Raw genomic sequence first — 17627 nt, forward strand, 5'->3', positions numbered from 1 at the left:
ACATAGGTTTTGGTAGTTCACTTTCTCTGTTTCTTATTGAATAACTATCCCCAGCGCTGCTGCTCTTCTCAGCGTATCCTCGGTAAACTTGTTCTTTTTATATTTCTTCTCGATCTCTTCCTTGGATAGCGGTACCCATCTGAAATCCTTGTTCATATAAATCATCACTTTATGGCCCCAATCCACATGGATCGTACGGTTGGTCACCTTTTTAATATGGCCAATCTTGGAAACCGCGAAGCCGATCGTATCGATACAATATTTATCCAGCAAATTGTTGTTCAAATCTGTCTCTCCCCTTCAAGTTAAGAACCTCGTATAACCTATTCTCCAATATAATAAAATTCGATATTTCCTTTCAAAATCCTGCCGTTCCTTTTCCAATTCTAGATAGTCGGTTTTTTCCACCTATTCTGATGAATCGTCCACTGACAGCAAGACGCCCTATTGATATCCTAATGGTATTACTATTGTTCTTTATTCACAAATCAATTCATTTAACAAGGAGTGAAAATTTCATTGTCAACGATCAATGAAGCTGTCAACATTCGTAAAATTACACCTGTTCCATTAAAAAGAGTTTCTATCGATGGGGGCTTCTGGCTGCAGCGACAAGAAACTAACCGTAACATCACCCTGCAAATTCAATATGAACAATGCCTGTTAACGGGCAGACTGAATGCCTGGAAGCTAGACTGGAAGCAGGGTGACGCCAATCAGCCACATCGGTTCTGGGACTCGGATATCGCCAAATGGATTGAGGCGGCAGCCTACAGCCTGACTACCCACCCCGATGACGAATTGGAGCGTCAGGTGGATGACGCTATCGATCTGATCGCTGCGGCACAGCAGGAGGACGGCTATTTGAATATTTTTTATACCGTCGTCGAGCCGCACAATCGTTGGAAGGATTTAAAGGACGGACACGAGTTATATTGCGCAGGACACTTGATGGAAGCGGCTGTTGCTTATTTTGAAGCGACGGGTAAACGGTTGCTGTTGGATGTCATGTGCCGATATGCGGACTATATCGACATGGTATTTGGTCCTGGCGAAGGTCAAATCCGTGGTTATGACGGTCATCCTGAAATCGAGCTTGCTCTTGTCAAATTGTACCGGACAACCGGGGAGCAGCGTTATTTAGAGCTATGTCAATTTTTTGTCGACGAACGTGGCCAACAGCCTCACTTCTTTGATCAGGAAGCCGCGAGCCGGGGCAAGCAGCCTTCACGAACCGGATATGCTCCTTACGATCATTACCAGGCACATCTTCCTATCAGGGAACAGCGTACGGTGGAAGGTCACTCCGTTCGAGCGGTATATTTGTACAGTGGAGTGGCCGATCTGGCGGCCGAAATCAAGGATGCTTCGCTATATGAAGCTTGTGAGCAGCTGTGGAACCATATGGTTGAAAAGCGGATGTACATTACCGGGGGTATAGGATCGACTGATCATTACGAACGATTTACTTATGATTACGACTTACCCAATGATACCGCTTATGCTGAAACGTGCGCCTCGATCGGATTGATATTTTGGGCTCATCGGATGGCACTGCAGAGTGGAGACAGCCGCTATATGGACGAACTGGAGCACACCTTATACAACGGTACGATCAGTGGCGTGTCGCAGAACGGAAGCCGTTTCTTTTACGCCAACCATCTGGAGGTACTGCCTGCCGCCCATCATTTCAACACATTGAAATTCAACAAAACTGCGGTTGCCGAGCAGCGACAGGAGTGGTTCGGCTGCTCCTGCTGCCCGCCTAATATCGCAAGGTTGATTGCTTCGCTTGGGCAGTATATGTACGCTGAAGGAAACGATGAGGCTATCATTCACCTGTACGGTGAAAGCCATGCCAGCTTGAATATCGGAAGCCAACACGTTGAGCTTCAACAGCAAACGAACTACCCATGGGATGAAACGGTATCCATCCAGGTATCCCCCGAGCGAGCAGCTGAATTTTCCATCAGCCTGCGTCTGCCTGGCTGGTGCCGCAAAGTCCAGGTCAAGATTAATGACCAATCGATAGATTGTATTCCCCTTATGCATAAAGGTTATATACGGCTTACTCGCACATGGTCACCCGATGATCGGATTGAGCTCATTCTGCAGATGCCCGTCGAAGCTGTTGAGGCTCATCCCGAGGTCCGCGCCAATGCAGGCAGGATCGCGCTGCAGCGTGGCCCGATCGTCTATTGCCTGGAGGAAACCGATAACAGCACCAATTTACGAGATATGACAGTGTCATTAGATGAAATGCCGCAAGCTCGTCATGAGGCTTCCCTGCTAAGCGGCATTACCATCCTCGAAGGTACCGCAAGCCGCTCCACGCTTCAGAATTGGGAGGGGAAATTGTATCGACGCGCCGTGGCAGCACAAGATGATGAAGCCAAGGAACTTGTTACATTCCGAGCTGTTCCTTACTATGCATGGGGCAATCGTGCACCTGGGGAAATGTTGGTATGGGTCGGGAAGAAATAACGGTCAGCAAGCGTTGAACGCTGTCACAGACAGCCCATTCGACGCTTGTTTGTTGATATGGAGCAGAGGCTGATCTTCCTTTAATGAACGGGAATATCCCTGTCTTTGATATATTGGGCAGGCGGCTTGCCGGTTTCTCTTTTGAATACGCGATGGAAATAAGATGGATCACAATAACCCAAATAATCGGATATATCACCGATGGTTCTTTGGGAATGACTCAACAAATAGACAGCCGTTTTAACGCGCATCGCATGAACATAACCCCCGATCGTCTGACCGGTAACCTCGCTGAATACCGCAGCCGCATAATTCGGGCTTTTTCCTATGACTTCACTCAACTCTTCCTTGGTTACCTTCTCACGATAATGATTCTGGATATAGCCTTTCATCAGGCTGGTGTGCTTTTCCTTCAGAGCTGAAGGACGCCCCTCATCGACTTCCCGGTTCAGGTGGGTCAGAATCTCCTGCACTAACGCCCCGCACATCGATTCATAATAGGCCAGCCGTTCACTCCACTCCTGCTGCAGCACCCGAAATCGCTGGTGCAGCAGTTCATATTTACCTGTTTTCCATATACAATACTTCGGGTTATGTACCAACGGCAGCAACGGAGCCGCAGAGCTTTGAAAGCACACAACATATTTCTCGTGCGTAACCGTGGGTATACACTTGCCATAATACGTCATATTGCCGGGTATGAAGAGCAGATCACCTTTTTCCAGCAGTACCTTCTCTCCCTCGAGCCAGTACACACATTTGCCATAGCTGACCATAATCAAGGTGTGATGATTAGCCCCATGCTCATACTCCTCAAACCAGCTTGTTCCTGCGTCCAGCCGAACAGACTTGATAACAACCATTGCTGCACCTCCATTCTCTTGAAAAACGTTAAATTCCATCTCACAGCACTCGAGTTGTCATTGATTTTAGATACTATTATACAAATATGATACTATTATTCATAGTCTAATCCAATAATATTGCCTACAATAAGTCCAATCAAGTAGAAATAAAGGAGTGCTAACAATGACACATCGCAAAACGAAAATCATGTGTACCATGGGACCTGCCTGTGATTCCGTCGATATGCTGAAGAAACTGATTCAGGCTGGTATGAGCGCAGCCCGGATGAATATGGCACACGGAGATCTGGACGAGCATAAGGGAAGAATCGATAGAGTCAGACAAGCTGCCAAGGAACTGGGCGCAACTGTTGCTATATTAATGGATATTAAAGGACCCGAAATTCGTACAGGACTGCTTCAGGAATCGTCGTATGAGCTGAAAACCGATGCCAGCCTCACTTTAACGACTGAACAGATTCAAGGGGATGCCAGCCGTATCTCAGTTTCCTATCAGGATCTGACCCGAGACGTCAAACCGGGCTCCCGGATTCTGATTGATGATGGATTGATCGAGCTTCAGGTCGAAACCATTGAAGGTACCGAAATCCACTGCCGCATTCTTAACGGTGGCTTGATCAAATCGCGCAAGGGTGTCAACCTGCCCGGAATCCATACCTCACTGCCCGGTGTTACCGAGCGTGATATTATGCATATTGAATTCGGTATCGAGCAGGATATCGACATTATCGCAGCTTCCTTCGTACGTAAAGCCAGCGACATTCTGGAAATTCGGGAGCTGTTGGAAAAACGCGGAGCGTCCCACATTCAGATCATTTCCAAGATTGAAAATCAGGAGGGTGTCGATAACCTGGATGCAATTCTGGAGGTATCGGATGGTTTAATGGTAGCCCGTGGTGACCTTGGGGTCGAAATTCCGGTCGAGGATGTTCCGATTATCCAAAAACAGATGATTCAAAAAGGCAATGCAGTAGGCAAACCGATCATTACGGCTACCCACATGCTGGATTCGATGCAATACAATCCGCGTCCGACAAGAGCCGAAGCCAGTGACGTGGCCAATGCCGTATATGATGGTACGGATGTCCTGATGCTGTCTGGCGAAACTGCCGCTGGAAAGTATCCGCTGGAATCCGTTCGCATGATGGCCTCCATTGCAGCCAATATCGAAGAGGTTCTGCCTTACAAGGATATGCTTCGGGTGAAAGCCGCTCAACAGAAAGCTACGATCACCGAAGTTATCAGCCAGTCTGCCGTTAGCTCCTCACTCGATCTGGATGCCAAAGCGATTGTAGTTTCGACCAGTACCGGATTCAGCGCACGGATGGTAGCCAAATACCGTCCACAATCACCTATTATCGCTGTCACTGCAAGTGAACGCGTGCAGCGCCGCCTTTGCTTATGCTGGGGAGTCATTCCTGTATCAGGCAGAGAGGTCGTTTCTACAGATGACATGTTTGAATCAGCTATCCACAGCGCTTTACAAAGTGGAATTGTTGCAACAGGGGATCTGGTTGTCGTGTCCGCCGGGGTTCCAGTCGGCGAAGCAGGCTCAACCAATTTGATTAAAATTCAGCACATTTAAATCATTACATGAAAATAGCGCCCTTCACCTACGCACGGTAGAGTAAGGGCGCTATTGTTCATTGTACTTTATGCAGCTTGGACTATGCCTTCGTTTCCATTTTCAGTTAAATAAGCATTGTTAATTAAACTTATCGTTGGAATTCATATTATTTTCACATTCATCTTATGCATGGCGTGATTTATCCACTAAAATGGAGATGTATGCTCACCATTATGTTAGAAAGTAGGCGTTCCTATTGTCAAAGCTGTCCCTTTCCTTGTTGAAGATTATCGGTTATGCAGAGGGCATATCCTTCCTCGTCATCCTCTTTATCGCAATGCCTATCAAATACTTCACCGATTTCTACAATCCTGTTCCCATTGTCGGTATGCTGCATGGCGTTTTATTCGTAATTTTTTGCGTTGCGATTGTTTTCGCGGCCATTATGAATCGTTGGTCCATCCTCCGTGTGTTAGGTGCGTTTTTATCGGCATTTATCCCTTTTGGTCCTTTTATCCTGGAATCCCGTTTACGCAAGGATAAACTTGCATAATCTATGCCTATTCTTACATTTCGGGATGTACAGCAGCTCCGTGCGGAACCACACAACAAATAAGCATAAGCCCCATGGCGGGACTTATGCTTATTTTAACTGATCCCTTTGGCTGCCAGCCGCTGGCTGATCCTCTGCAGCTTCACATGATATTGCAGCAAATCCTGCTTGGCGTTTTCCGCGTCAGCCCGACTTGGCTGCAACTTCGCAATCGCCCAGAATTGGATCAAATAATCGAAAACCTGATTAAAGTACGATACCGGACCATAGTTAGCTTCCTTGGCAATCACGTCCATCCGTTCCTTGAATGATGGCATCGCAGTGCCCGGCATGGCAAAGCTCGTCATTGCTTTATGAATGTAATATACAAAGTTGTGATCCACCCCCAGGTACCCCTTCACCGCATCCCGATAAAAAGCAAAATGCAGTGTTTCATCCTTGGCAATCCTTCTCAGCAGCTTAGCCAAATACGGATCATGAGGGCCTGCAGCCTTCGCTACATTATTGTAGAACACCATCGTCGCAAGCTCCTGAATCGCTGTATACACCATCGTTTCCATAGCCGTATCAAAATCAGGAACAAATCCGCCCTCCACCACCGTTTTGCGGAGCTGGTGCAGCTCGTGCGGGTCCGCATTGCGGGTAATAATCAGGTAGGTTTCCAGCAAGTTGGAATGCTGATCCTCTTCTGACACCCAGGTGTGAACAAAATCCTGAAGCACCTTCAGCGAACCCTTAAACGTTGTAGCCAAATGATGATAAAAAAATGGCAGGTTGACTTCAGTCAAAAGTGAGGTCTCAACAGCAAGATAAATAGGCAGGGGCAGCTTTCTTTGCTCAATTGACCATGGCTCTGTGATGAAGGAGCGACCTAATTCCCAAGGTATAAATTCATGATAACTCCAATCTATTTCAGAGGCACGTTTACGGTGCAATGCATATAGTTCGGTTAAATATGGCTCTAGTTTGGGACTAAAAACATCAAGCTTATAGTTTTCTAATGGCATTTGGGTGTGTTCCTCAATTCTTATAAGCTTTATGTCTCAAGTAAGGATACCATATATTACGCTTAATAAATAATTATTTCATATTTTCATAGACTTTATTCCTAAATAGGAGTATTATGAAATATTTATTTGGAAAATTTTACTCTACCACGTAACCATACCTTTGGCACCTACACCCGGATTGTTCAAAAGCTCCATGACAGGAACCGTGTAAGCCACAAAAATCAAAACTACCAATATGGCCACCCAAATGCTCCATTTTTCAAAAATAGCAGGTGTCGGTTCCGCAGTTTCCGTAACCTCACCAATCGGATACTCTGTGTAGCCCTTGGGTGCTCTCAACAGCAGTATCACATTCATAACAATCATTAGTACTCCAATGAAGAGAATCGTTCCGCCGATTGCCATCACCACATGGTAAGGCATCCATAATACCGCGTCAGGATGGTCCTGATACGTTGTAAACGCAGTACGGCGAGGTGATCCCAGCAATCCTACCGTATGCATCGAGCTCGACATAAAGAACATACCAATGAGCCAGGTGATCGTCTGGGCAATCCCCAGCTTATGCAAGAGTGGTGTAAGCACCCGTCCGGTCATTGCAGGAATTAACCAATAGGTTATCCCAAAGAACGTCAGGGCCACACTGGTTGCGACTGTCAAATGAAAGTGCCCGGTTACCCATAACGTATTATGAACAACGGCATTCATCTGGTCACTAGCATTAATAATACCGCCAGCACCTGCCGGGATGAAGATCAGCATCCCCATAAAAGGTGCGAAAAAGCGAACATCCTTCCACGGCAGCTTTTTCAACCAGCCAAACAATCCCTTGGCACCGAGCGATCGACCATGCAGTTCAAAGGTCGCGAACAGTGAGAATGCCGTCATTAGTGATGGAACCACGACCATAAAGGTCAAAATGACCTGAACATACTTCCATACAGGTGATATCCCTGGCTCCATTAATTGATGGTGAAGTCCGACCGGAATCGAAAACAACAAGAGCATAATGAACGACAGCCTGGCCAATGCATCACTGAATATTTTGCCGCCAATGATTTTGGGAATAATCACATACCAGCAAATATAAGCGGGAAGCAGCCAGAAATAAACCAGTGGATGTCCAAAATACCAGAATAAGGTCCGACTCAGCGTCACATTCACCGTTTCCACCCAACCAAACGACAACGGAATCAGCTGAAACAGCACTTCCACAGCTACGCCCAAAGTAGCAATCAGCCACATTAGCATGGTAACGACTGCCATAAAGGAGAACAGCGGCGACAGCTTGGCTTTATGCGTTCTTTTCCAATATCGATATTGGATAAAAATACCAAATCCGCTCATCCAGCTGCCTACGACAATTAGCACCAATGCTACATAAAACCAGGGTGATGCCATCATCGGCGCATAAAAGGTGTACAGCACGGTTGCCTTGTTAAGTAAAATCAGAATCGTAGCGATCACCGTACCTGCCGTCATCATGAAAAAACCAAGCCAACCCAGTGATCTGGATATGGACAGCAGCTGGCCGCCCAACGTTCGAGCCACACCAGAGTACAAAAATCCAATAATAAAATAGGTCGTAAATACGATCGCCATCAAAATACCATGTGCCGTCAACAGCTGGTAATAGCCAATCTCATAAGGAAGCGTTATGCTCCCGCTGCGCACCAGACCTTGGAGTAAGCCCGCCACACCTCCAAGCAGCAGTGCCAGAAAAGCGAACAGAATATGAGCCAGCACCAGTCTCGTATCGCGGCGGTCAAATGCTTGTTCTTCAGTTATCATCTTACTCAACACTCCTCATGTAGTCATTTCACAATAATCCGTGTCTGCATCATTTCGTGTGCGATACCGCAATATTCGTTGCACAGCACCAGCAGCTCTCCAGCCTTGGTGAACTTGTACGTCATTTGGGTGATTTCCCCAGGCACGACCATCATGTTCACGTTCGTTCCCGGAATCTCAAAGCCATGAACAACGTCCTTACTCGTAATGTGAAAATGAACAGTTGCCCCGAGCGGAATTTCCATTTTCTCCGGTCCGTATCCAAAAGCGAAAGCAAGCATATAGGCGTCATATTCGTTCTCGCCGATTTTTTTCAGACCCAGCTGATTGAACGGCGCCGTTGATTCCACCGTTTCCGGATTCACAGTCTCACGCTGCGCACCATGTCCGCTGTGCTGCTGGCCTGGCGGCTGTGCTCCCTGTGCAAATGCACCGACACCCAGCACGATTAAAAATACAACCAGCATGGACACCCCAAATAGTAACCAAATCTTTTCATATCGATGTAAATGCATGTGACCATCTCCCTTTGATCTATGGTAGTTATTAGCCGCGGGCAATAAAGAGTGCATAGACCCCTAACCAGCTTACCGCGATAAAAGCTCCGAGCAGCAGGACCGACACAAGGGTCCCTTTTAACGATTCATCACTGTGCTTGTGCTCCTTTTTCATCCTGATTCCATCCTTTCAACTGTGCTTTCTGTGCTTATTGTAAAAGGTTCCAGCCTGCATCCACTATGATATCGATCACAGCTGGAGGGCTATAAAGGTGAACGTTGTATGGCGAGAGGGAAGCAGGTGAATAGTATCGCTGTGCGGCCATGGTGTTCTTACGATCGCTGTCGTTCCCGGATTTTCTGAATGGATAAACCATTTAGCGGTGAAATTCCGGAAACAAAGGCGAACGCTCCGCTTCTCCAGAACACCATGGCCGCTCCGCTTATATTCACCTGACTCCTCTGTAGGAGGAGTAGAGAGCACAGCAAAAAAGCTAAATCCGGGGCAGGGCCCTTGGACTTAGCTTTTTGAAATTTTACCGATCTATACCTGCTTCACACGAGAAGAACGGAACCGATCTACCAACAAATACACAATTGGAATCATTTCAGTAAACAAGAGAAAAGTGAATTCTCCGTGTCTATATAAATCGTCAAATTCAGGCTTCGACCTGACCATATATAAAGATAAGCCAAGCACCATAGCCGTCATGGAGAAAGAGAAGGGCTTGTGGTCCTTTAACGAGAAGGTATGCGTTAAACAGATAACAGCTAGATATAAAAACAAACAAATTTTGATAAACAAACTTGCTAGCCAGATAGCAATAAGCACAGGATCCAAATTTTCAAGGGAGGATCCGGCCCGGATGTAGCGTATCAGTTCAAGCTGTGGATACTGAAGGCTAGCCGTTAAGTCCGGACCAAAAACCAGAATCATCGGAATCAGGTTGGTAAGCACAATAAATACCGACGTAACCATTGCCCATGTCAACGATCTCATTGTCTTGTTATTACAGGTAAAATACGGAAACAGGAAGGGGATGAACACCATTTCTGCATAAAGTGCTGTGATCATATAGGTGCCGCTCCAAATACCTTTAATATCAAAATGATTTAACATCGCTATAGCCATATGATAATTGATTTCCTTGTGTACAAAAAAAGGAACAATCAGAACTCCAGCTATGCTCAAGAAAAAGATCCCCTGTGAGCTGCGAAAAATCGTTTCAACTCCTGAACGAACGGCATAGGCAACGCAAATCCCGAACATTGCAGTAACAGCCCATTCCGGTGTAGCGGGTAAATAAACTTCGTTCATAAAATCCTGCAATTGCCGTAAAACGGTGGCTGCCGCAAACAAAAAATTGAAAATCAAAATGAAGATAAGTGGATAGTGCAGCCATTTCCCCAAAATTTCCTTGCCGTAATTTCCTAAAAATTGAGTTGGCCTTTTGATTGCCAGCCTATAGGCCAAATAAGTAATCATAATCCCTATGGCGGCACCCATAATTAAGGAAAGCCAAGCCATATAATGGGCATTTTTCACATGGGTACTCATGAAGAAACCAAGTGTGGTAGTAAATAGAAAATTGGAGAAAAGCATATAAATCTGCGACTGGGATACTCGTTCCAATTATTATCCCCCCTTTCATTTCTGCATTAGAATGATTTTTTCTATGGGTGCAAATACCGTGTGAATGGCGTCTCCGATCGTCCATTGTTCCCTGAAATAAAATAAGGCTTCAAAGCCGAGAAATAAAAAAACTGCGGTACCAAGCACGTATCGAAAAGTACTCCGTTTGCGGTTTTTAAGCTGCAAATAGCGCCATTCGGAGTAAATGATACAGCCAAATAGGATGCCAATGATGATCATAGCTCTGCCTCCGTTTCCGAACCTGTAGCAGCCCGAACAGATTGCTTATAAGTACCCAACCGTTTGATCGTGATATGCGCCTGTACTTCTAATTTCATATTACTGCTATAGAGATCCCGCCAATGAGGCTTGATGCTCTTCCACTTCACCGGATAATGCCAATCTATGTAATTTCCAAGTTGGAAGGCATCTGAATTTGCTGCTCTTGACTTGGCAATCGCACTTGTTATTCGCTTCTTTACTTCCATGCTGAGGCTTTGCTCGAGTTTCTCTAATTGTTTTAAGTCCAATAAATTAATATTCGAGCTCGATGAAAGCACTTCAGCTTCGGCATTACTTTGGATTTGCATTTCGATTTGATCTTCTTTGATTCGCGGGTTTATCCGAGTGTTTGCCCTTTGGACGATAAAGCTTATATTTTTTCTATCGGTCGGAGAAGGAATCGAAATCTCCGCATTCTTCAATTTTCCAAGGATCCACAATCCCCCCCGCATTTCACTTGTATTTAACGTATTTACCATTTTCCCCTGCTTAAAAATAGCCGCCCCACTGGTTCCCATCCATTTTTGCTCTTTTTGCTTTTCGCTTTCAATTCTTTTCGTTCCAAATCTGAGCATAGGCACAACCAAATCTCCCCCGCTGTAATTCGCAGCAAGAAAATCTTTTACAGTGGTATCAAGGGTCACGTGTGTTTCGGCGTATGCCATTGCGATGTCAGAAGGAAATCTTTCGAATATGGCCGCAACGGATTGGATTTCCTTGGCTCTTCCGGGTGTTACAAACAGGTAGGCGTTAATATGCATCGTCGGTTCGCGAGCAATAAAATCCAGGATAGGCTGGATTCCTTCTTCAGCCAATTCTCTACCGATCACAATCACACGCGTTTGCCCGAAGCTGATTTTACGTGACAAATCGGATTGCATTTTTCGATAAGCCTCACTAATATCAACTCCTGTCTCGTTAATGTACGTGTACGGTTTACCGGCTTGCTCCCCCGATCCTCCGGCCATTCCTGGAATTAACCGATTCGGCAATGAAATGTCGAGGGATAGTTCAATCCCTGATTTGGCTTTATCCAAGACCATCATTTTCACAAAATCGCGATCATTCAACTCGACGGATGACCAACAGCCCGTAAGTAAAAAAAGAGATAGCAAACCAAATATAACTTTCAATCCCCATTCTCCTCCTGTGCTTGCGCCCATTTACGGGAATCGGCTTGCTGTCTTGTACGGTTGGCTCCCGATAAGGATGGACGTTTGTTCATCAACCACCAAGGTACCCTTAAGAAGGTGTCCTTAAGATCACTGATCTCCAAAGGTACAAAAGGGGATAGATAAGGCGTTCCGAACGAACGCAGATTGATGAGATGAATATATATAATAAGCATTCCGCAGGAGATTCCGAACAATCCAAACACCCCGGCTAAAATCATGACTGGAAACCGAAGCAACCGAAAGGCCAAACCAAGATCGAAGTGTGGAATAATAAAGGAGGCAATGCCTGTCAGCGAAACAATAATAACCATCGCTGCCGATACAATCCCCGCTTGAACGGCTGCAGTGCCAATAATGAGGGCTCCGATAACGGATACCGCTTGACCGATCGATTTGGGGATTCGCACCGCCGCCTCCCGTAATGCTTCGAAGGAAATTTCCATCATGATGGCCTCTATGAGAGCTGGAAAGGGTACAACCTCCCTAGATGACGTTACCGTGATCAGCAGCTTTGCCGGGATCATCTCCGGATGGAACGTGGTAACTGCGATATAAATAGAAGGCAATAGTAGGGACGCCATGAGAAAGATATAACGAATCCAGCGGATCCATGTTGCTGCGATATATCTCTGATAATAGTCTTCAGCTGATTGCATCAGCATGAACAAAGTGGTAGGCGCAAGTAGAACGATTGGTGAGCCATCTACCATAATAGCCACCCTTCCTTCCAATAAGGAAGCCGTAACCGTATCGGGACGCTCGGAATACTGCAACTGCGGGAAAGGCGAAAAGGGGAAATCTTCAATAAAATCCTCCAGATAGCTGTCGGCCAGAACACCATCGATTTCAATTTGTGATACTCGTTTATTCACTTCATCTATTAGCTCTTGCTTGCAAACTCCCTTAACATAAGCGATAATCACTTTGGTTTGTGTCTTTGTACCGACCAACAGCATTTCCGTCTTAAAATCAGGCGTTTTCAGTCGTCTTCGGATCAGGGTCAAATTGACTTCCAGGTTTTCTATAAATGCTTCTCGCGGCCCCCTCAAAACCGCTTCATTAGGTGCCTCTACAATTGATCGGGTCTGATAAGAAGTGAATGGGAATTCGAGCAATCTCGGCTCACCCTCAACAAGCAGCAAAGCATGTCCATTTAGAACAGCCGTCACACCCTCTTGCAAGGTAGTCAGCTCTGTAAGGTCGGTGACTGACAACTGCTTCAGATTGAAGATCTGATTGCGGAATTGGTTTGCATCTTGAGCCTGGAGGGATAAGATACGAGCCAGAACTTCCTCTTGAATCGTTTTCTGGTCAATCATGCCTCTCAAATAGATCAATGCGCACTCTTGATCAGGACCGGCAATGAATGTATGATAAACCACATCGGAGCAGTTGCTTAATTGCTGACGGATCCAGTTCAGCCGGTTCTTGAAGTTTCCGGCATTGATTATGGAAATCTCAGAGTCGGTTAGAGCCTGATTATTAGGAGGAGCTTCCTTATACCGCTGCCTTTTGCCACTTCTAATTTGTTTTTTGATAAGCCATTTAAATAACGACATGATGTGGATATCCTCTCGTCATAGCTGTAATCCTTCCATAATCAAACAGATCATATAAAATTTAGTATCCCCATGAAGTGATCGGCTTATTACAAAAATGGCAGGTATAGTCAGAGACATAAAAAAAGCTGTAAATGACGCAGGTTTCCCTGCTTCATTCACAGCTTGTTATTGAGCTTATTGATGATAGCGAATTTTACACAATTGGCACTTGTTTCTACGCACCATAGGTGGGCCAGATTTCTTGTGTATAAGCCATCTCCCAAAAGTTATATTCATAATGGCTGCTAATCACAAAATGCCGTTTCATTCGCTCACGGTCTGCATCTGTAACCTGTTCGGCAATTTTATCTAACCGATTAATTTGCTCCTGAACCAGCTCTCCAAAAGCTTCGCCCCCATAGGTGCTGATCCACTGCGAATAGATCGGCTCCTCGGGCTTATAAGCCTGCAGACGCTCGCCAATTTCATGATACAGCCAGTAACACGGCAGAATCGCCGCTACAATATCGCCTAAATGTCCAGAATAAGCCGCACGCAGCATATGAGATGTATAAGCATAAGCCGTTGGTGACGGTTCAAAGGCTGTTCGTTCCTCATCGGAAATACCCAACTGCTTCGCAAAGTCCTCATGCAGCGACAATTCGGCATTATACGTGCTCTGCACATGGGCAGCCATCCTGTTGGAGTCATACAAGCTGTCGGCCTTGGCCGCACCAAGCGCCTGAACCCGAGCAAATTGAGATAAATAATAAGCATCGTTCAATAAGTAATGACGGAAGCAGGACAACGGCAGTGTGCCATTGGCAATTCCTTGTACAAAAGGATGCTCAAAGCTGGCCTGCCAGCTTACATCGACAGCTTGACGCAATTGATCACTAAACTTCATGGATATTACCCCCTTGTGTTGGTTTTCTTAATCCTCGAACTTTATTATCCGTTCACTTGATATCTGACATCACCGATATGAAAATAAGGAGCGTGCTGACCCGTATACCAAGCAGCGCCCAGCATCACCGCCAAATAGAGAACCAAACCCAAGTCGGCGACGGAAAAGCCGATACGGTAATAATAAGTACGCTGACGTACCGTCGAGAATCGCTTCGCCTCCATCGCTACTGCAATCCGCTGTGCACGGCGAATACTTTGTGCCAGCATGGGAATGGCATACACCTTCAGTGTATCGTATATACCACGCAAGCCCATGCGCCGCTTCACGCCACGTACCTTCATAGCCATCTGCAGCGTTTGAAACTCACCGATCATCATCGGCAGGAGGCGCAGCGCCGCCATAAAGCTGTAAGCATATTTGGCCGGCAGCTTGCACTGCTGCATCAGCGAATAAAACAAGGCAACCGGTCGGGTCGTTAACGCAAACAGCAAGCCGCTCAGTGCCATGTTGACGGTTTTTAAACCGATATGCACCCCACGAAAAAAGCTTTCCTCGGTCACACGTATAAGTCCCCATTGTAGCCACACTGCGTCTCCTTTACCGAACATCATCATCGACATCGATGAGGAGACAAACAGCAGACCAAATGGGAGACATAGCAGCAGCAGCCTGCGTATGGGGTGACCCGTACAGCAGAGTAGCAGCACCAATTGAACGGCCGTAACATTAATCAGTACGTTAATATTGTCGGTCAGCAGCACTACAAAAAACATGGCAATCGACAGCAGCAGCTTCAATCCGGGATTGACACGGTGCAGCCAGGTTTCCTTGAAATCCAAAGTATGATGCACAATATTCCACTTCCTTATCAACCTTCACTGGACACAGCAAGCTTTATAAACCTTCGCTTACAAGCTGCCCTCTCCGACAAGCTCAACCTCGTCGCCAGCCCCTTTATACAAGCGGTCATCCTTATCAGCAATTGAATTCAGATAGTCTGCAGGGCTAAGATCTGCTGTCAGCTTCCCATGATCCACGACCCACACACGCGTCGCAAAATAACGGACAATATCCAAATCGTGGGTGACCATAATGATCGACGTTCCCTTTTGCCGCCATGCCTCCAGCTTCTCTAATATGGCGAAGGTATTGGCAGCATCCTGCCCAAACGTCGGTTCATCCAGAAGCAGCAGCTTCTGATCCTTGAACATGGCAGTGGCAACGCTGAGCCTGCGTTTTTGGCCAAGTGAGAGCTGGTAAGGATGAAGAGCTCTTTGACCATACAGATCAAACTCAGCTAGTAATGCTTCAGCTCTACTTGTGAAATCAGCTTTTCCATCAAGCTTAAAACCAAATGACGCTTCATCGATCACCGAATTGGTCACGAATTGCATTTCCGGGTTTTGGAATACATAAGCCGCTGTCTCTACTACATCTTTAAAGCCCCGTACCTGCTGACCCAGCAGCCTGTAGCTGCCGCTTGTCGGGATCAATTGCATCATGGCCTGCAGCAGCGTGCTTTTGCCTGCGCCATTATGACCGACAACGGCAATCCATTCCCCGACTGTCAAGCTTAGCTCAGCGACTGCGATCTTGGTCACCCGACGTCCTTGATAACCATTGAAGTTATGCAGGGCTAGCGTCTCTGTATCAGCCATTGCAGCGGTCGCCGTCCTACTGCTCAGTTCATCACTTCGTCTGCTGGCTATTTCCTTATATAATGGCTCATCCGAATAGTGCTCCCATACTCCAGGATACCATATTCCATATTCCTGAAGCTCCACTCGATAATCGGCAAAAATCATTGTTGGAGTACCATCGGCCAATATCTCTCCATACTTATTAAACAAGATAACACGATCAACAAAATCGATGATCTCATCAATTTTATGCTCGACAATGATGATCGTTTTGTCCTGCCCGACCGCTTTGATCGTATCCCATACTTCTCGGGTTCCTTCTGGATCAAGCAGTGAGGTGGGCTCATCCAGAAACAACACCTCCGGCTTTAAAGCCAGTACAGACGCTATTGCCAACCGCTGCTTCATCCCTTGCGACATGGAGCCAATCGCTACGTGATTTTGTTCAAAATTCAGCCCTACCTCGCGGAGTCCACTCTGGATAAGCTGCGGCATATCTGCACGTGGCACCCCCAGGTTCTCCAGTACAAAAGCCATCTCTTCATCCACAAAGGGCATACAAAACTGCGTATCCGGATCTTGGAACACATAACCCCAGGAGGATGGAATCTGGATAGCATCACATTTCATCGGAATCTCAATTGCCTGTGGAATTAAGCCTGTAAGCACCTGCAGCAATGTAGACTTACCGCATCCGCTTGGTCCCAGCAGCAGCACCTTCTGCCCTGTATACAATTCAACAGATAGATCCTCGAACTGCAGGGAAGGGCTGCCTGCAAATTTCAAGCGTAAGCCCTTGACCGAGGCACATACGCCCATCATTGCTTACGCTCCAGCGCATCGAAGTCAGCCTGGCTGGCTGGACGGACCAGTTGGGTAACACCCGTTGCCTCCAGTGCCTTAACAAGACCGTACGAGCACAGTCCGGTAAAGAAGATGGACCCGATAATCCGAAATACAAAGTACAAAATCAAATTCCAGGATTCAAGGTCAAGCAAATAGCCTTTGAAAGCATCAAACACAAGCGATGCAATAGCCGAAGCTACTCCAGCCAAGCAAGCCGCTGTGACCGAGAAACGGCGATAAGCAAACAGTAGAAAGATCAATTCCGCACCAAGCCCTTGAGCGATCCCATAGGTTAACGCTTCAACTCCGTACTGAGAGCCCGCGATCAGCTCACCGGAAGCTGCAGCAATTTCTGCAAGCAGTGCTACACCCGGCTTACGAATGATCAGAAAGGCAACAACAGCCGCCATAAACCATACGCCGTACATCAACTGATCCAACTGGAAGCCTGCGAGCTTCACCACATTGGACACATCTCCCCACAGACGGTAAATGATCGCAAAGACAACAGAGATGACGACCGTGACCAGAATATCGGTCAATTTTAAACCTTTGGACATATAATACCCACTCCTTCGATTATGGGGGCTGTTTGAACCGATAAGTGAGCGCCAAAAAGACCACTCCCATATCGGAAGTGGTCTGCATGTATGAATCCATTACACGCTTCGAGTGCTCTCCACTTCCCTACGCTGGTTTCATCCAGATCAGGTTCAGAGGGTTTAGAATCTATGGATTCAGTCTCAGCCCAAATGGCTCCCCTAGTGACAACCTTCATATTATCAGGTTTGATCAAAATGTCAACGACAAAAAAATAAGACAAGCCCGCATT

17 protein-coding genes and 1 riboswitch are annotated in these 17627 nt (G+C 46.4%); of the genes, 3 read left to right on the forward strand and 14 right to left on the reverse strand.

What is annotated here, in order from left to right; genetic code table 11:
* Positions 1–33: 33 nt before the first annotated feature.
* Positions 34–285: a hypothetical protein gene (locus OB236_RS31000; RefSeq protein WP_262687457.1), complete on the reverse strand. Its 252-nt coding sequence runs from the start codon at positions 283–285 to the stop codon at positions 34–36.
* Between the two features lie 234 nt (positions 286–519).
* Here OB236_RS31000 and OB236_RS31005 point away from each other — a divergent pair, with 234 nt between their 5' ends.
* Positions 520–2484 (forward strand): glycoside hydrolase family 127 protein, encoded by a 1965-nt coding sequence (locus OB236_RS31005; protein ID WP_262687458.1) that lies wholly within the window; start codon positions 520–522, stop codon positions 2482–2484.
* Between the two features lie 80 nt (positions 2485–2564).
* Here OB236_RS31005 and OB236_RS31010 read toward each other — a convergent pair whose 3' ends face one another.
* The gene (locus tag OB236_RS31010; protein WP_262687459.1) at positions 2565–3347 is read right to left on the reverse strand and encodes an AraC family transcriptional regulator; all 783 of its coding nucleotides are present in this window, start codon (positions 3345–3347) and stop codon (positions 2565–2567) included.
* 166 nt (positions 3348–3513) lie between these two features.
* Between OB236_RS31010 and pyk the strand changes: the two genes are divergently transcribed.
* Both pyk and OB236_RS31020 read left to right on the forward strand, forming a co-directional pair.
* Positions 3514–4935 carry a pyruvate kinase gene (pyk, locus tag OB236_RS31015; RefSeq protein ID WP_076232052.1) on the forward strand — a complete coding sequence of 474 codons (1422 nt, stop codon included), beginning with the start codon at positions 3514–3516 and terminating at the stop codon, positions 4933–4935.
* Between the two features lie 238 nt (positions 4936–5173).
* Positions 5174–5470 carry a DUF3817 domain-containing protein gene (locus tag OB236_RS31020; protein WP_076232055.1) on the forward strand — a complete coding sequence of 99 codons (297 nt, stop codon included), beginning with the start codon at positions 5174–5176 and terminating at the stop codon, positions 5468–5470.
* 95 nt (positions 5471–5565) lie between these two features.
* Here the strand turns inward: OB236_RS31020 and OB236_RS31025 are convergent, their stop codons facing one another.
* The 12 genes from OB236_RS31025 to OB236_RS31080 form a co-directional block, all read right to left on the reverse strand.
* Positions 5566–6477, reverse strand: coding sequence for an acyl-ACP desaturase (locus OB236_RS31025; RefSeq protein ID WP_262687460.1), 912 nt, complete (start codon positions 6475–6477; stop codon positions 5566–5568).
* A 144-nt stretch (positions 6478–6621) separates the two neighbouring features.
* Complete coding sequence (locus tag OB236_RS31030) at positions 6622–8271, reverse strand: cbb3-type cytochrome c oxidase subunit I (RefSeq protein ID WP_262687462.1); 1650 nt, start codon at positions 8269–8271, stop codon at positions 6622–6624.
* Positions 8272–8294: 23 nt separating this feature from the next.
* Positions 8295–8786: a cytochrome c oxidase subunit II gene (locus tag OB236_RS31035; protein ID WP_076232063.1), complete on the reverse strand. Its 492-nt coding sequence runs from the start codon at positions 8784–8786 to the stop codon at positions 8295–8297.
* A gap of 31 nt (positions 8787–8817) precedes the next feature.
* Positions 8818–8943, reverse strand: coding sequence for a cytochrome c oxidase subunit 2A (locus OB236_RS31040; protein WP_262687464.1), 126 nt, complete (start codon positions 8941–8943; stop codon positions 8818–8820).
* A 369-nt stretch (positions 8944–9312) separates the two neighbouring features.
* Positions 9313–10401, reverse strand: a complete 1089-nt coding sequence (locus OB236_RS31045) for a GerAB/ArcD/ProY family transporter (protein WP_262687465.1) — start codon at positions 10399–10401, stop codon at positions 9313–9315.
* A gap of 15 nt (positions 10402–10416) precedes the next feature.
* Entirely contained in the window at positions 10417–10641 is a 225-nt protein-coding gene (locus OB236_RS31050) for a hypothetical protein (protein ID WP_262687466.1), read from the reverse strand.
* Entirely contained in the window at positions 10638–11816 is a 1179-nt protein-coding gene (locus OB236_RS31055) for a Ger(x)C family spore germination protein (protein WP_262687467.1), read from the reverse strand. The genes OB236_RS31050 and OB236_RS31055 overlap by 4 nt, the downstream gene beginning before the upstream one ends.
* Entirely contained in the window at positions 11813–13417 is a 1605-nt protein-coding gene (locus OB236_RS31060; protein ID WP_262687468.1) for a spore germination protein, read from the reverse strand. Before OB236_RS31060 ends, OB236_RS31055 begins: the two co-directional genes overlap by 4 nt.
* A gap of 217 nt (positions 13418–13634) precedes the next feature.
* Positions 13635–14306, reverse strand: a complete 672-nt coding sequence (tenA, locus tag OB236_RS31065; RefSeq protein ID WP_262687469.1) for a thiaminase II — start codon at positions 14304–14306, stop codon at positions 13635–13637.
* 44 nt (positions 14307–14350) lie between these two features.
* Positions 14351–15160, reverse strand: a complete 810-nt coding sequence (locus OB236_RS31070; protein WP_262687471.1) for an energy-coupling factor transporter transmembrane component T family protein — start codon at positions 15158–15160, stop codon at positions 14351–14353.
* A gap of 57 nt (positions 15161–15217) precedes the next feature.
* The gene (locus OB236_RS31075) at positions 15218–16768 is read right to left on the reverse strand and encodes an ABC transporter ATP-binding protein (RefSeq protein WP_262687619.1); all 1551 of its coding nucleotides are present in this window, start codon (positions 16766–16768) and stop codon (positions 15218–15220) included.
* Complete coding sequence (locus tag OB236_RS31080; RefSeq protein ID WP_262687472.1) at positions 16768–17355, reverse strand: ECF transporter S component; 588 nt, start codon at positions 17353–17355, stop codon at positions 16768–16770. Before OB236_RS31080 ends, OB236_RS31075 begins: the two co-directional genes overlap by 1 nt.
* A 107-nt stretch (positions 17356–17462) precedes the next feature.
* Positions 17463–17568: riboswitch (TPP riboswitch) on the reverse strand.
* Positions 17569–17627: the final 59 nt, after the last annotated feature.

The sequence above is a fragment of the Paenibacillus baimaensis genome (assembly GCF_025567575.1).

Excerpts from the sequence above, each read along its gene's own strand:
- OB236_RS31030 (WP_262687462.1), bottom strand. The coding sequence starts at position 8,271 with ATGATAACTGAAGAACAAGCATTTGACCGCCGCGATACGAGACTGGTG.
- OB236_RS31025 (WP_262687460.1), bottom strand. The coding sequence starts at position 6,477 with ATGCCATTAGAAAACTATAAGCTTGATGTTTTTAGTCCCAAACTAGAG.
- OB236_RS31075 (WP_262687619.1), bottom strand. The coding sequence starts at position 16,768 with ATGGGCGTATGTGCCTCGGTCAAGGGCTTACGCTTGAAATTTGCAGGC.
- OB236_RS31080 (WP_262687472.1), bottom strand. The coding sequence starts at position 17,355 with ATGTCCAAAGGTTTAAAATTGACCGATATTCTGGTCACGGTCGTCATC.
- OB236_RS31010 (WP_262687459.1), bottom strand. The coding sequence starts at position 3,347 with ATGGTTGTTATCAAGTCTGTTCGGCTGGACGCAGGAACAAGCTGGTTT.
- OB236_RS31035 (WP_076232063.1), bottom strand. The coding sequence starts at position 8,786 with ATGCATTTACATCGATATGAAAAGATTTGGTTACTATTTGGGGTGTCC.
- pyk (WP_076232052.1), top strand. The coding sequence starts at position 3,514 with ATGACACATCGCAAAACGAAAATCATGTGTACCATGGGACCTGCCTGT.
- OB236_RS31040 (WP_262687464.1), bottom strand. The coding sequence starts at position 8,943 with ATGAAAAAGGAGCACAAGCACAGTGATGAATCGTTAAAAGGGACCCTT.
- tenA (WP_262687469.1), bottom strand. The coding sequence starts at position 14,306 with ATGAAGTTTAGTGATCAATTGCGTCAAGCTGTCGATGTAAGCTGGCAG.
- OB236_RS31060 (WP_262687468.1), bottom strand. The coding sequence starts at position 13,417 with ATGTCGTTATTTAAATGGCTTATCAAAAAACAAATTAGAAGTGGCAAA.
- OB236_RS31050 (WP_262687466.1), bottom strand. The coding sequence starts at position 10,641 with ATGATCATCATTGGCATCCTATTTGGCTGTATCATTTACTCCGAATGG.